This window comes from Mycolicibacterium sp. lyk4-40-TYG-92, assembly GCF_030209435.1.
Taxonomy (GTDB): domain Bacteria; phylum Actinomycetota; class Actinomycetes; order Mycobacteriales; family Mycobacteriaceae; genus Mycobacterium.
On sequence record NZ_JARVRX010000001.1, the window covers coordinates 582,413 to 596,306 of the forward strand.

The window sequence follows — 13,894 nt, forward strand, 5'->3', positions numbered from 1 at the left end:
ACGATGGAGGGGTGCCGCCCGCTCTGCCCACCCTCGATGAACTGCTCGAGCGCCTGCGCGTCGTCTCGCTGCCGATGCGGGTCCGGTTCCGCGGCATCGACGTCCGTGAAGTCGCGCTGATCGAAGGACCGTGCGGCTGGGGGGAATTCGGCGCGTTCGTCGAGTACGGCCCGGCCGAGGCGGTGCACTGGCTGGCGTCCGGCATCGAGGCGGCGTACTTGCCGTCGCCCGAGCCGGTGCGCGACCGCATCCCGATCAACGCCACCGTGCCCGCCGTCGACGCGGCGCGGGTGCCCGAGGTGCTGGCCCGCTTCCCGGGTGCTCGCACCGCCAAGGTGAAGGTGGCCGAGCCAGGTCAGACGCTGGCCGACGACGTGGCACGTGTGGAGGCCGTCCGGGCCCTGGTGCCGGTGGTGCGGGTCGACGCCAACGGCGGCTGGACCGTCGCCGAAGCGGCGGCCGCGGCGCGGGCCCTGACCGCCTCGGGACCCCTCGAATACCTGGAGCAGCCGTGCGCGACGGTGCCGGAACTGGCCGAACTGCGGCGTCTGGTCGACGTGCCGGTGGCGGCCGACGAGTCCATCCGCAAGGCCTCCGACCCGCTGCGTGTCGTCCGCGAGCGCGCAGCCGACGTCGCGGTGGTCAAGGTCGCGCCGCTGGGCGGGGTGGCGCGGCTGTTGGACGTGGCCCGTCAGATCGACATCCCGATCGTGGTCTCGAGCGCGCTGGATTCCGCGGTCGGGATGACGCGCGGGCTCCTGGCCGCCGGCTGTCTGCCGACGCTGCAGCACGCCTGTGGCCTGGGCACCGGCGGGTTGTTCGTGGAAGATGTTGCGGACGTGGCGCGTTCGGTCGACGGATTCCTGCCGGTCGGTCCGGTGGCGCCGGACCCGGCGCGGTTGGCCGGCCTGGCGGCCGCTCCCGTGCGGCGGGCCTGGTGGATCGACCGCGTCCGGGAGTGCTATCCGCTGTTGGAGACCTTGTCCGTCAACTGAATTCGACGAGCGTGACGGGTGCGCGAAAACGGGCCAATCCAGAGAGGCGGTAGGACTGCCGGGTGACCCATGGCACGAGCTTGCCGCGGCCGGCGGGATAGCGCAGTTCGCGCACCGCACGGATACCGGGAATGGACTGCAACCGCGGGTATTGACGGGCGGTGAACCAGAACGGCATCGGAGGCACGGTGTAGTTCGCACTGAGCCGGAAGCCGCGGCGCTGCGAATATTCGCTCAGGAACCACGGCACGCTGTCAAAAACCAACTGCCCCTGGGGAAAACGTTCGGCACACGCGGCGACCAGGTCGAACACGACATCCTCGGTCAGATACTGGAACAGGCCTTCGGCGGTGATCACCACGCCGCCGGAGGCGTCGACGGCGTCCATCCAGGAGTGGTCCAGCGCGGACTGCGCACACTGGCCGAGCCGGTCGGACGTCGGCAGCAACTGCTGACGCAGTGCCATGATCGGCTCCAGATCCACTGACAGCCAGGTCATTTCGCCGTTGTCCACGCGCCAGAAGCTGGTCTGCAGACCCTCCGCCAGCGCCACGACCGTCGCACGGGGGTGGGCGGCCAGATAGTCGCGGGTGACCTCGTCGAACACCAGTGCCCGCAGTGCGGTGGCCTGATGGGTGCGGCCGAAATCCTGGTAGTCGTAATCGAGGGCGTCCCGTAGCGCGATCGCCACCGGGTCGTCGATGATGCCGTCGGGGCGGGCGGCCTCGGTGGCGCGCTGGTGCAGGGTGAGGAGCGCGGTTTCGGATACGCCGTCGAGATGACGGGCGTCGATGACTGACATGGCGCCACCGTACGTCCACCGATCGGGTGGCTGTCAAAACCGGCCGCAAAAGTCACCCACACCGCAGTACCGCGATAACCGGCTGTCGCATAGTCGATTTCACCCGGGCCCCCAGGCCGGGAACTTTCTCGATGCGTCCGCCGACTAGCTAGAAGTAGGGGTGCCGTGGGGGTATCCGGGGCGGTCGCGCCAGGACGGTGCGCGGCCTGCTGTGCCGTGCGAGGAGACCGCGACGTGACTGTGCCGATCTGGATGGCTGTGCCACCCGAGGTGCACTCAGCGTTGCTGACGGCCGGGCCGGGGCCGGGCTCGTTGGTGGCCGGCGCCGCGCAATGGCAACAGCTGAGCCTGCAATACCGTGAGGCGGCGGCCGAGCTGTCGGCCATCCTGGCCGACGTGCAGGGGAGCAGTTGGGAGGGGCTGAGTGCCGTCCGGTATGTCGCCGCGCACGTGCCCTACCTGGCCTGGTTGGAGGAGTCTGCCCTGGCGGCGGCTGCCACGGCGGCGCAGCATGAAACGGTGGTCGCCGCCTACGGCACCGCAGTCGCGACCATGCCGACACTGGTGGAGCTGGCCGCCAACCATGTGACGAACGCCGCACTGGTGGCGACAAACTTCTTCGGTATCAACACCATTCCCATCGCGGTCAACGAGGCCGACTACGCGCGGATGTGGATGCAGGCGGCCGACACCATGATCGTTTATCAGGCGGTCGCCGACGCGGCCACGGCGGCGGTACCGCCCGCGCAGCCGGCGCCGTCCATCGTCGCGCCCGGTGGTGAAGCCCGGCAACCGATGTCGAACACGCCCGCGCCGAGCCAACCGCTGCGCGATCTCTGGCAATTCATCTCGCAGCTCGGCACCACCGGCCAGATCGATCAGCTGCTCGAGAACTTCACGCGCTTCTTCGAGCAGTTGGGCTTCAACCCGGCCACCTCCGCGGTGCTGGCCCTGGTGGCGCTGACGCTCTACGACATGCTCTGGTACCCGTACTACGCCTCCTATGGGTTGCTGCTGGCCCCGTTCTTCGCGCCGGCGCTCAGCGCGCTCGCGGCGCTGGCGCTCGTGAAATCGCCTGTGCCGCCGGCCATGGACGCGGCACCGGTGCCTGCCGAACCTGCCGTCGTCCAGCCTGCGGCCGCCACGCCGCGCCCCCACGAGGCGTCTGCAGTTCCCGGGATTCAGGTCGGTATGACGCCGGCTTCCGGTCCGTCCGCGCCGGCACCGACCACCGTCGGCGCCGGCGGTGCCGCGCCCACCGCCAACCTCGCCTATGCCGTGCCCGGGCTGCCACGCACGAGCGCGGGGCCGGGGCCCGAATCAGGCAGCGAATCACCGGACACCACCACCGACAGTGTCGGTGCCGCGGCGGCTGCCCGTGCCGAAGCCGGCGTCCGTGACCGGGCCAAACGAGTGCGTCGAGCCCGGCGCGGAGCACGCGGCCATCGCGATGAGCTTCCCGAGATGAAAGCCGATCTGACTGGTGCCGGGGATATTTCGTCGAGCGCGCCCGTCGCCACGGCCAATGGGCGCGGCGCCGGACCGGTGGGGTTCACCGGCGCGGTGACCGCAGCGGGCACCGCGCCGAACGGCATGGTGGAGCGGATGCCCGCGGGTGTGCGACCATCGGCGCCCCTGCTGCCGGCGACCTGGCTCGCCGGTGACGACGACGGGCCTGAACAGCAATAGCACGAATTGTGAAGGGGCGCGGAACTTTTCTCGATGTTCTGACGACTACATCAATTGAAGGCAACATTTGAACGATTTTCTGCGTTGTGGGGCAATGGATTTCGCTGCCACCGCGGCGCGGTGCAGCAAACTTGGGGAGGCGCGTCGATGACGCTCAATGTGCAGGGACGAGGGCTCGGAGCGCAGGTCGTCGGAATCGATCCGAACAATCTGGGCAACATCTCGACCGACGAGCTCCGCGAAATCGTCTACGAGAACAAGCTTGTCGTCCTCAAGGGAGTCAAGCCGTCGCCCGAACAGTTCATCGAGCTCGGCCGCATTCTCGGTGAGATCGTGACGTACTACGAGCCCGTGTACCACCACAACGAGCACCCGGAGATCTTCGTGTCATCCACGGAGGAAGGGCAGGGCGTGCCCCGCACGGGCGCATTCTGGCACATCGACTACATGTTCATGCCCGAACCGTTCGCGTTCTCCATGGTGATGCCACTGACGGTGCCGGGCGTCGACCGCGGCACGTACTTCATCGACCTCAACAAGGTGTGGGAATCCCTGCCGCCGGCGCAGCAGGCGTCGGTGCGGGGGACCTTCAGCACGCATGATCCGCGGCGCCACATCAAGATTCGGCCCGGTGATGTCTACAAGCCGATCGGTGAGGTGTGGGACGAGATCAACCGCGTCACGCCACCGATCAAGTGGCCCACGGTGATCCGGCACCCGCACACCGGCCAGGAGATCCTGTACATCTGTTCCACCGGTACCAGCACGATCGAAGACGGTGACGGCGAAGTGCTGGACCCGTCGGTGCTGCAGGAACTGCTCGCCGCCACCGGCCAGCTCGACGCCGACTTCGCGTCACCGTTCATCCATACGCAGCACTACGAGGTCGGCGACATCATCCTGTGGGACAACAGGGCCCTGATCCACCGGGCGAAGCACGGGACCGCGACGGGGACGCTGACGACGTATCGGCTGACCATGCTCGACGGCCTGGCGACGCCGGGGTTCGCGGCATGAGCGCCACCGAGCTGACCGCGCCCGTCGCGGAATGGGTTGATACCGAGCAGATTCCTGAGGACCTCCTGGCCAGAGTGCTGGAACCCTATTCCTACAAGGGCTGCCGGTATCTCACGGACGCCACGTACCGGGCCACCGGCGATTCGCTGGTCGCGACGGGGAATTTCAGCATTCCCGAGTCGGTGTACATTCGCAGCACCGGTCATTTCAACGCTGTCGAACTGGTGCTGTGCTTCAACCAGCTCGCCTACTCCGCGTTCGCACCGGCGGTCCGCCACGGCGAGCTCGACGGGTTCCAGGGCTGGACGCTCGACGACTATTTCGACAACCAGTTGTCCAGCATGCTGATCCGGTCCACCGCGTCGCGCTACAAGCGACAGATCGATGCCCGCAAGTTCTCCGCCCGGTTGACGTGCGAAGGCATCGAGGTCGTCGAGCGGAGCTGGCGGTACCTGAAAGTGCCGTGCGCCATCGAGTTCCACGATGACGACGGGGGATCCGCATTCGGCGAGTTCGAACTCGCGATCCTCAACATCCCGTGAGCGCCGTGACCACCGTGCTGGGCCGGCTGCTCGCGCAAGCGCAACAGCATCCGCAGGCCATCGCGTTGCGGCGCTGTGACGGAACCAGCGCCGTCACATACGGCCAACTCCCCGCCGTCGTGAATCGTCTGGCCGCCGAGTTGCGGGACCACGGGGTTGCGCGCGGATGCCGGGCATTCGTGATGTCCGACAACGGTCCCGAGACCTACATCGCGGTGCTGGCGTGCGCACAACTCGGTGCCATCGCCGTCCTGGTGGATCGTGCTGTCCCGGCCGCCACGGTCGCACGTTTCGGTGAGATCACCAGCCCCAGTGCGGTTCTCCTGACCCCCAGAGCCGACCCGAAGGCGCTGCCGAGCGCGCTGAGCGCCATCCCGGTGATCGCCGTCGACGTCACCGACGGCGCCGCGGAGGACATCGACGCCGCGCCGGCCGTCGCATCACCGGAAGTGGGCGCCGACGATCCGCTGGCGATGATCTTCACGAGCGGGACCACCGGCGAGCCGAAGGCCGTGCTGCTGCCCAACCGGACGTTCTTCGCGGTGGCCGACATCCTGGCCCGCGAGAACCTGACCTGGATCAGCTGGGTCGCGGGAGAAGCCACGTACTCGCCGCTGCCGGCCAGCCACATCGGCGGCCTGTGGTGGATCCTCAACTGCCTCATGCACGGCAGCGAATGTGTCACCGGCGGTGAGAATTCCACGTCGCTGGCGGAGATTCTCAACGCCAACCAGATCGCCTCGACCTGTTTGGTGCCCACCCTGCTGACGCGGCTGGTGTCGGAGGTCAAGGCCGGTGCGGCGCTGCCGCCGCTGCGGATGATCGGGTACGGGGGGTCACGCGCCATCGCGGCCGACGTGCAATTCGTCGAAGCCGCAGGCGTGCACACCGCGCAGGTCTTCGGCCTCAGTGAAACCGGTTGTACCGCATTGTGTCTGCCGACGTCAGCGGGATCGATCGCCCGGATCGAGGCCGGGGCCGTGGGCCGGCCCTACCCTGGCGTCGAGGTCCGGCTGGCCGGCGGTGACAGCGCGGCGTCAGGCACCCTGTGGATCAAGTCGCCGGCAAACATGTTGGGGTACTGGAACAATCCCGGGCGCACCGGCGAGGTCCTGGTCGACGGCTGGGTGAACACCGGCGACATCTTCGAGCGCGGTGCGGACGGTTACTTCTACATCAAAGGCCGGTCAGCCGAGATGATCATCTCCGGCGGCGTCAACGTCGCACCCGACGAGGTCGACCGCATCGCTGAGAGCGTCCCCGGCGTCTGCGCGGCCGCCTGTTTCGAAATCCCCGACGCCGAATTCGGTGCCCTGATCGGCCTGGCGGTGATCCCGTCGGGCGCACTCGACGACAGCCAGGCCCGCAAGCTCAAGCAGGCCATCGCGGCGCGCTACCGGGCGGAGTCGGAGTCGATGGCCAGGCCGTCGACCATCACCCTGGTGTCCGAGATACCGAGGACGCAGTCCGGCAAGGTCATTCGCGCCGCACTGGCAGCGGCGGTTCATGGCTGACGGGCTCCGCGAACGTGTCCTGGCCGCCGTCGCCGACGTGCTCTACGTCGACGAATCCGATCTGTTCGACGGCTACGCCACCGATCTGCGAGAGCTGGGGCTGGACTCGGTGCGGTTCGTCCTGCTCATGAAACGCCTTGGGGTGGAGCGGGAATCGGACCTGCTGAAGCGGCTGGCGCAGGAGCTGACGATCGACGGCTGGGTCCGGGAACTGGAGGGCGTCCGTGGCGGCGTCTGACGACGGCCGGATTCCGCTGAGCATCTCTCAGCAGAACATCTACCACGGGGTGCTGCAGGACCCCGATCCCGCGCTGTACCTGATCGGCAAGAGCTACCGGTTCCGGCCGCTCGCGCCGGCGGCATTCCTGTCCGCACTGGAAGCGACGGTGCTGGACAACCCGATCCAGCTTTGCGTGCTGGCGCCGCCGACGGCCGGCGACGGCTATCCGGAGCTTGTCGCCCGGCTGCGATTCGGAGACATTGCCTGCGTGCAGCCCGGGTCATCTCGGACGCTGTCCGAGACGTGGACGGACGGCATCCTCGGCACCCCGCTGGTGCGCTATGTCGTGCATACCGACGCCGACGGCCAGGTCGTGGGGATGGACGCGCAGACCCACCACATCCTGCTCGACGGCGCGGCGACGGCCATCATCGAGGCCGACCTGGCCCGGCACCTGGGGGATGCCGGGCAGAAGCCCAGCGCCGGCGCGGGTTTGACCGCACTGGCCGCGGCGCACCACAGCGAGCACGTGAACGTGGCGGAATCGACCGAACGCCATGTCGCCGCGGTGCGCCGTGAGCTGACCGACGAGGCGCTGCGTGGCAATTCCGCGCCGGGTGTGGCTGATGCGGTGCTCGGCTCCGCCGGTCGCGGCGTGCTGCGGGCGTCGTGTCGAGTAACCGACAGGGCGTACGACGAGATCGTCGCGCTCGCCGAAGCCAGGCAGGTTCCGCTGAACATTCTGGTCGCTGCCGCGGCGACGGCGGTGCACGCGAGCCTGCGCCAGAACACCGAGGCGCTCCTGGTGCACCCGGTGGACAACCGCTTCGGTGCGCCCGAGCTGAATGTTGCGACCTGCCTGGTGAATTCGGTCGCCCACCCCGTTCGGTTCCGGCCGTTCGCCACGGTCCGGGACGTGGTGACCGCGATCGACCGGGACTACGTGAAGGCGCTGCGGCGCCGGTGGTTTCGTGAAGAGCGGTACCGCCGCATGCATTTGGCGATCACCCGCGGCGCGCCCGTCGACGCCCTGACGGTCAACTACATGCGCGGCCGGTCCGCCGCGGAGCTGGGCCCGTACCTGTCCAAACCGCCGGTGGTCACCGACATCGGACCGGTGGAGGGGATCACGGTGGCCTGCGTCCACGATGAAGCGCGGCGCACCATCGACGTCGCCATCTGGACCCGGCACGATCAGCCCGAAGGCGCCGGCCGACCCGACGTCGCCGACCGCATCGTCGCGGCGCTGCGATCGATGGACGCGCACTGGGACCTACCGATCGCGTTGACCGTCGGCGAGTGGTCCGGGCTCGGCGCCGACGGCCGACTCGACGCCGCAACCGGAATACCGGCGCAGCCCTCGTCCGGTCCGGGTGCCTGGTTCCTGGACGCTGATCTCGGCCAGTGCCGCGGACCCGGCGTCGACCAATGGGTCGCCGAGATCATCAGCCGCGGTGTCGATCCCGGCGCTGTGCTGGTCTTCGTCGACGACGATTCCCAGCGCGCGGTCGAGCTGCTGGTCGCGTGCCACCTGGCGGGCTGCGGGTACAGCGTCTGCGCGACACCCGGTGAAGTGGCCGAACGGGTCGGCGCCATCACCGAGCACTGGTCCACCCGTGCCCTCGCGGTCGAGCTCACCGCACTGCCCGCCGAGTTGAGCAGCGCGACAAGGCAACTCGTCGAACACCGCATCGGCCAGGTCGCGCGAGATCCCCGGCTGGGTTCCCGGCTCGCGTATGTGATGCCGACGTCCGGTTCGACGGGGCAACCCAAACTGGTTCCGGTGACGCACGGTTCGTTGGCGATCTTCTGTGCCGCGGCGCGGGATGCGTACGGCTGGGGGCCATCGGACACCATCCTGCAGTGCGCCCCACTGACGTCGGACATCAGCGTGGAAGAAGTGTTCGGCGCGCTGTCGAGCGGTGCGCGCGTGGTGCGGTCCGCCGCGATGCGGGCCGGTGACCTGCTTGCACTGACCCGCGATGTCGCGGCGCACCTCGCAACCGTCCTGGACCTGCCCACCGCGGTCTGGCACCTGCTGTGCGATGACGACGCGGCATTGGTGGCGCTGGGAGACTCGGCGCTGCGCCAGGTGGTCATCGGCGGGGAGGCCGTCCGTCCCGCCGCCGTCGACAAATGGCTGGATTCGCTTGCCGGCCAAGGTATCTCGCTGGTCTCGACGTACGGCCCGACGGAGACGACGGTGGTCGTCACACAACTGCCGATCGGCGCCGGCGAACTCGCGCACACGAGGGCCCGGCTGGGTCATCCGCTGGTGCCGGGCTCGGTGTTCGTCGGATTCGGGGAAATCGTCGTCGTCGGGGAGCTGGTGTCGGCCGGATACCTCGGGCTGGATGGTCCGAGCTTCGGCACGGTGCGCGCGCCGGACGGGTCCCGGCACCGGGTGTTCGCCACCGGCGACCGCGTGACGACAGACGACGCCGGCCATCCCGTGCTCGCCGGACGCCGCGATGCCGTGGTCAAGATCGCCGGCAAGCGGTTCGACACCGCCGAACTGCTGCGCCGGTTGGCGGCCGGCCCCGAGATATCCGACGTCGCGGTGGAACTGACCGGAAACGGCCTGGGTATCTGGTTCCAATCCCCACAAACCCGCACCGGAAACGACGATCCGGCCGCCCGCGACAGGATTCGGAGCGTGGCGAGAGCCCAAGGGGCACCGGCATTCCACGTCTACGGCGTCCCACGCATCCCACGACAGCCCAACGGCAAAGTCGACCGGGCGAAATTGCCTGTGGAGATCGAGGTTCCGCGCGCCGACGCCGGGGTGGACCCGCGCGCAGTCGACCTCGCCGAGATGTGGAGTCGCCGACTCGGCCGCCCGCTCGGGCCGGACTCGTCCCTGCTGGACGAGGGCATCGGGTCACTCGACCTGATTCGGATCCTGCCGGAGACCCGACGGTTCCTCGACTGGCAGCTGTCGATTCTCGATCTGATCGGTGCGGACTGCGCCGCCGGCATCGTCGCCCGCCGACCCGATACCGACAGCTGGATGGACAAGGAGACCGCGGCCCAGATCGCCGACGATCTGGCCGCGCTGGGGCAGCCGGGACCGGGCTCGGCTCGGGCCGTCCGCGGCAGCAGTGCGCAGACCGTCGTGATCCTCGGTGCCTCGGGCATCCTGGGCACCGGGTTCGCGCAGGCGATTCTCGATCGGGCCCGTGCCGGCCTCGACCGCCCCGATGTTGTGTTCGCCGCGAGATCGCCACTGCCCGAACACGACCCGTGGTCGGGCCTGCAATCGACCGACGGTGTCGACATCGTGCGGATACCCGCCGACCCGACCGCCGCAGACCTGGATGCCCTTCTCGACGGTGTCGGCGCCCGCACCGTGGTGAACTGCATCGGTAACACGAATGTGTTGGTGCCCTACCCTCGGCTGCGGGCCGCCAACGTCTCCGCGGTGGCCGCCGTCGCCGATGCGTGTGCGCGGCGCGGCGTCGGGTTGGTGCAGCTGTCCACCTTCGTGGTGAACGCCGACGTCACTGCGGCCCGCGTGACCGACCCCCGCCATGCGCCCTACCCCTATGCCGCGTCGAAGTCGTTGGCGGAGATAGCCGTATCCCGCGCCTCGGGGGACCTGGACTTCACGGTGGTGCGGCTGCCCAGGGTGCTCGGCGATGCCCACCAACTCGCGCGCTCCTCGGACATCCTGGTCGCGATGATCGATGCCTGCACCGCGCTGGGGGTGTGCCCGGCGGTGCCGGTGACGGAAGAGGTCACCACCGGCGTGGCCGCCGCACACAGCATCCTCGGGCTGCTTCCCAGGCTGTCGCCCGCGGTCGAGCTGGGTCGTGGCATGGCGGTCCTGCGTGGCGAAAAGGTGCCCTACACCGCGTTTCTCAGCAGCCTCGGGTTCGAGGCCATCGAGCTCGTGGAGTGGAAGGACCGGCTGGATCGCAGCGCGTGGGTCACGCGGAACCCGCAGCGATGGGCGGTCCTCGATGCATGGGTCGGGTTGGGTACCAGGTTGCGCGGCCGCACGTATGCCGACTATCTGGCCGAATATCCCACTGTGGACGTCGATTTCGCAGCTATCGAGGAATGCACCAGTGCGCCTGAGTCGCTTCGCGGTGTCTTTGGCGCTGATCAGATTGTGAGGTATGGACATTGACTGATGTGACCGCGGCCGGGCACGAGGCACCGAGCACCGGCGCCATCCATCTCGACATCACCGGAATGTCGTGCGGCATGTGTTCCCGGCGCGTGCAGAAAGCGCTCAACAAGATCGACGGCGTGCACGCATCGGTCAGTTTCGCCACCAAGACCGCGACCGTCGAGACCAATGGTGACGTCAGCCCGGTCGAACTGTGCGACGCCGTGGCGGCAGCGGGCTACGGCGCCGCCCCGCGCGCCGGGGCACCCGTGGTGGCCGGTTCGACGCGCGGCCCGTTGCAACGGCTCGTCGGCGGCCTGCTCGGCCGGACGTCGTCCCACTGACAGGCTTGTCCTAATTTGTGGGCCCCGTGGCGTAGACGCCATGGGGTGAGGCGTCGCACGATAGAGGCGTGACGCGATCTGTGGTGCTGCTCGGCTTTCGCGGGGTGCAGGCCCTCGACGTCGTCGGCCCGTTCGAGGTGTTCACCGGGGCGACGCTGCAGCTGGCCGCGATGGGACGCGGGAACGACGGCTACGCGCCGGTCCTGACCGCTGTTGACGGCGGACCCGTCGCCACCTTGACCGGGCTCGAGTTCGTGGCTAAGCCGCCGCCAGACCCGACCGAACCGATCGACACCATCGTGCTGCCCGGCGGTATGGGGGTCGACGAAGCCCGGGCGAACCCTGCCGTCATCGACTGGATTCGCGCCGCCGCACCGCACGCGCGCCGCATCGTCAGCGTCTGCAACGGCGCGTTCCTGGCCGCGGAGGCCGGCCTGCTCGACGGCTGCTCGGCCACCACCCACTGGGCCTCGGCGGACAAGCTCGCCGGCGAATTCCCCTGCATCGCCGTCGATCCCGATCCGATCTTCGTCCGCAGCTCCGAGCAGGTGTGGACGGCGGCGGGCGTGACCGCGGGCATCGACCTGGCACTGGCGCTCGTCGAAGACGACTACGGCACCGACGTCGCCCAGAACGTCGCCCGCTGGCTGGTGCTGTACCTGCGCCGGCCCGGCGGGCAGACGCAGTTCGCGCCGCCGGTCTGGATGCCGCGCGCCAAGCGGGAGCCGATCCGCGACGTGCAGGAGCTCATCGAAGCCGAACCCGCCGGGGCACACAGTGTTCCGGAGCTGGCGCGCGCCGCCGCGATGAGCCCGCGGCACTTCACCCGCACCTTCACCGCCGAGGTGGGGGAGCCGCCCGCGGCCTACGTCGAGCGGGTCCGCACCGACGCGGCCCGCCGGCAGCTCACCGAGACCGACGACACCGTCACCGCCATCGCGGCCCGCTGCGGCTTCGGCAGCGCCGAGACGCTGCGCCGCAGTTTCGTTCGGCGCGTTGGGGTTTCACCGGACCAGTACCGCAAGTCGTTCGCGCACGCGAGACGCACCGAAACAGTTGCTTAGGGAGAGATCATGCAGGTCGCCATCGTGCTGTACCCGGGGTTCACGGCCCTCGACTTCATCGGGCCCTATGAGTCGTTGCGCTGGCTGCCGGACACCGAGGTCCGGTTCGTCTGGCACGAGCCCGGCCCGATCGTCGCCGACTCCGGCGTGCTGCTCGTGGGTGCCACCCACGCGTTCCGCGAGACCCCGTCGCCCGACATCATCCTGATCCCGGGCGGCTTCAGCACCCTGGAGCACGCCCGCGACGAGACGCTGTTGGACTGGCTGCGGCGGGCCCACGAGACCACGACGTGGACGGCCTCGGTGTGCTCGGGTTCGGTGATTCTGGGCGCCTCGGGCCTGCTGAAGGGCAAGCGCGCGACGTCACACTGGGCGGCCGTGCAACTGCTGCGCACGTTCGGCGTCGAACCCGTCACCGATGAGCGCATCGTGCAGTCGGCCGACCGCATCGTCACCTGTGCGGGCGTCTCGGCCGGCATCGACCTCGGCCTGTGGCTGGCCGCGCAGATCGGCGGCGAGGAGAAGGCCAAGGCCATCCAGCTGTCCATGGAGTACGACCCGCAGCCGCCGTTCGACTCCGGCCACATGTCGAAGGCCTCGGCGGCCACCAAGGCCAGTGCGGCAGCCCTGATGTCCCGCGAGCTCCTCAAACCGACGGCACTCAAGCACACCACGGCACTGCTGTGGGACCAGGCGCTCAAAAAGGTCCGTTCGCGCCGCTGACCTCGCGATTTGTGCACGATTGTGCGCGCCGGCCGCGGAGAATCGTGCACAAATCCCGGGTCCAGTAACCTCGGCCGGGTGAATCTGGCATACGACGACCGCGGCGGTACCGGCGATCCGGTGCTGTTCATCGCAGGCCGAGGCGGCGCCGGCCGCACCTGGCACCTCCATCAGGTGCCGGCGTTCCAGCGGGCCGGTTTCCGCTGCATCACCTTCGACAACCGCGGCATCGGCGCCACCGAGAACGCCATCGGCTTCTCCACCGATCAGGCGGTCGCGGACACGGCGTCGCTGATCAACAAGGTCGTCGGCGGCCCGGTGCGCGTCGTCGGGGTGTCCATGGGGTCGTTCATCGCCCAGGAGCTCATGGTCGCCCGGCCCGAGCTGGTGTCCTCGGCGGTGCTCATGGCGACGCGCGGCCGGGAGGACCGGGCCCGCACGTTCTTCCGTGAGGCCGAACGGGCGCTGCTGGCCTCGGGTATCGAGCTGCCACCCGAGGTGGACGCGAAAAACCGGCTGCTGGAGAACTTTTCGCCCAAGACCCTGAACGACGACCGCGCCGTCCAGGACTGGATCGAGATGTTCACCATGTGGCCGACCAAGCCGACGCCGGGCCTGCGGGCTCAGCTTGCCGTCGCACCGGAGACCAACCGGCTGCCGGCCTACCGCCAGATCGCGGTGCCCGTGCAGGTGATCGGGTTCGCCGACGACGTCGTCCTGCCGCCGCACCTGTCCAAGGAGGTGGCCGACGCGATCCCGCTGGGCCGCTACCTGGAAATCCCCGATGCCGGGCACCTCGGCTTCATCGAGCGTCCCGACGCGGTGAACACCGCGATGTTGGAATTCTTCGCCGCCAACCCGGTGTGACAC

Annotated in this window: 12 protein-coding genes; 11 read left to right on the plus strand and 1 reads right to left on the minus strand. The window is 69.0% G+C overall.

Going from position 1 to position 13,894, the window contains the following annotated elements; genetic code table 11:
- Positions 1 to 11 precede the first annotated feature (11 nt).
- On the plus strand, positions 12 to 995 hold the full coding sequence (locus QRN63_RS02900) for an o-succinylbenzoate synthase (RefSeq protein ID WP_285029141.1): 984 nt from the start codon (positions 12 to 14) through the stop codon (positions 993 to 995).
- Here the strand turns inward: QRN63_RS02900 and QRN63_RS02905 are convergent.
- On the minus strand, positions 988 to 1,797 hold the full coding sequence (locus tag QRN63_RS02905; RefSeq protein WP_285029142.1) for a class I SAM-dependent methyltransferase: 810 nt from the start codon (positions 1,795 to 1,797) through the stop codon (positions 988 to 990). The genes QRN63_RS02900 and QRN63_RS02905 overlap by 8 nt on opposite strands.
- Before the next feature lie 252 nt (positions 1,798 to 2,049).
- Here QRN63_RS02905 and QRN63_RS02910 point away from each other — a divergent pair, with 252 nt between their 5' ends.
- The 10 genes from QRN63_RS02910 to QRN63_RS02955 all read left to right on the plus strand — a co-directional run bounded on the left by QRN63_RS02910 (position 2,050) and on the right by QRN63_RS02955 (position 13,891).
- Positions 2,050 to 3,486, plus strand: a complete 1,437-nt coding sequence (locus QRN63_RS02910) for a PPE family protein (RefSeq protein WP_502888082.1) — start codon at positions 2,050 to 2,052, stop codon at positions 3,484 to 3,486.
- A gap of 147 nt (positions 3,487 to 3,633) precedes the next feature.
- A complete protein-coding gene (gene scoE / locus QRN63_RS02915; RefSeq protein ID WP_285029144.1) occupies positions 3,634 to 4,503 on the plus strand; it encodes a (3R)-3-[(carboxymethyl)amino]fatty acid oxygenase/decarboxylase in 870 nt (289 codons plus the stop codon).
- Entirely contained in the window at positions 4,500 to 5,045 is a 546-nt protein-coding gene (locus QRN63_RS02920) for an FcoT family thioesterase (protein WP_285029145.1), read from the plus strand. Before scoE ends, QRN63_RS02920 begins: the two co-directional genes overlap by 4 nt.
- A 14-nt stretch (positions 5,046 to 5,059) precedes the next feature.
- Positions 5,060 to 6,559 (plus strand): fatty acid--CoA ligase FadD10, encoded by a 1,500-nt coding sequence (fadD10, locus tag QRN63_RS02925; protein ID WP_285029679.1) that lies wholly within the window; start codon positions 5,060 to 5,062, stop codon positions 6,557 to 6,559.
- Positions 6,552 to 6,797: an acyl carrier protein gene (locus QRN63_RS02930; RefSeq protein ID WP_285029146.1), complete on the plus strand. Its 246-nt coding sequence runs from the start codon at positions 6,552 to 6,554 to the stop codon at positions 6,795 to 6,797. The genes fadD10 and QRN63_RS02930 overlap by 8 nt, the downstream gene beginning before the upstream one ends.
- Positions 6,784 to 10,911 (plus strand): AMP-binding protein, encoded by a 4,128-nt coding sequence (locus QRN63_RS02935; RefSeq protein ID WP_285029147.1) that lies wholly within the window; start codon positions 6,784 to 6,786, stop codon positions 10,909 to 10,911. The genes QRN63_RS02930 and QRN63_RS02935 overlap by 14 nt, the downstream gene beginning before the upstream one ends.
- Positions 10,912 to 10,916: 5 nt before the next feature.
- Positions 10,917 to 11,237, plus strand: a complete 321-nt coding sequence (locus QRN63_RS02940; protein ID WP_285029680.1) for a heavy-metal-associated domain-containing protein — start codon at positions 10,917 to 10,919, stop codon at positions 11,235 to 11,237.
- Positions 11,238 to 11,305: 68 nt separating this feature from the next.
- Entirely contained in the window at positions 11,306 to 12,301 is a 996-nt protein-coding gene (locus QRN63_RS02945; RefSeq protein WP_285029148.1) for a GlxA family transcriptional regulator, read from the plus strand.
- A 9-nt stretch (positions 12,302 to 12,310) separates the two neighbouring features.
- Positions 12,311 to 13,024, plus strand: a complete 714-nt coding sequence (locus tag QRN63_RS02950) for a DJ-1/PfpI family protein (RefSeq protein WP_285029149.1) — start codon at positions 12,311 to 12,313, stop codon at positions 13,022 to 13,024.
- A 78-nt stretch (positions 13,025 to 13,102) separates the two neighbouring features.
- The gene (locus tag QRN63_RS02955; RefSeq protein ID WP_285029150.1) at positions 13,103 to 13,891 is read left to right on the plus strand and encodes an alpha/beta fold hydrolase; all 789 of its coding nucleotides are present in this window, start codon (positions 13,103 to 13,105) and stop codon (positions 13,889 to 13,891) included.
- The last annotated feature ends 3 nt before the right edge of the window (positions 13,892 to 13,894 follow it).

Excerpts from the sequence above, each read along its gene's own strand:
- QRN63_RS02905 (WP_285029142.1), bottom strand. The coding sequence starts at position 1,797 with ATGTCAGTCATCGACGCCCGTCATCTCGACGGCGTATCCGAAACCGCG.
- QRN63_RS02910 (WP_502888082.1), top strand. The coding sequence starts at position 2,050 with ATGGCTGTGCCACCCGAGGTGCACTCAGCGTTGCTGACGGCCGGGCCG.
- scoE (WP_285029144.1), top strand. The coding sequence starts at position 3,634 with ATGACGCTCAATGTGCAGGGACGAGGGCTCGGAGCGCAGGTCGTCGGA.
- QRN63_RS02920 (WP_285029145.1), top strand. The coding sequence starts at position 4,500 with ATGAGCGCCACCGAGCTGACCGCGCCCGTCGCGGAATGGGTTGATACC.
- QRN63_RS02930 (WP_285029146.1), top strand. The coding sequence starts at position 6,552 with ATGGCTGACGGGCTCCGCGAACGTGTCCTGGCCGCCGTCGCCGACGTG.
- QRN63_RS02950 (WP_285029149.1), top strand. The coding sequence starts at position 12,311 with ATGCAGGTCGCCATCGTGCTGTACCCGGGGTTCACGGCCCTCGACTTC.